Raw genomic sequence first — 262 nt, 5'->3', positions numbered from 1 at the left:
AGCTTATTGCTAGAGTAAGCTCGCATGACCAACAAGATGACTTAATCAGACAAGTTCAAGTTTTAGTAGCTTTATTAGCGCTAAATGCGGCTTTAACTATGAAGTGATACAAGATTTAGGGAGTGGCATGAACTACTATAAAAAAGGCTTAACCAAGCTTTTAAATTTAATCTTAGACAATCAAGTCAAACGCCTTGTATTAACGCATAAAGACAGATTATTACGCTTTGGAGCCGAATTGGTATTCAGTATTTGTGAAGCT

At 35.5% G+C, this 262-nt stretch carries 1 pseudogene; it reads left to right on the top strand.

Going from position 1 to position 262, the window contains the following annotated elements:
• Window positions 1-262, top strand: a pseudogene (locus QT74_RS07960) (recombinase family protein); the annotation flags it as partial.

The sequence above is a fragment of the Helicobacter pylori SA213A genome, from assembly GCF_000476275.1.
GTDB lineage: Bacteria > Campylobacterota > Campylobacteria > Campylobacterales > Helicobacteraceae > Helicobacter > Helicobacter pylori_CL.
This window is presented reverse-complemented; position numbering and strand designations above follow the sequence as displayed.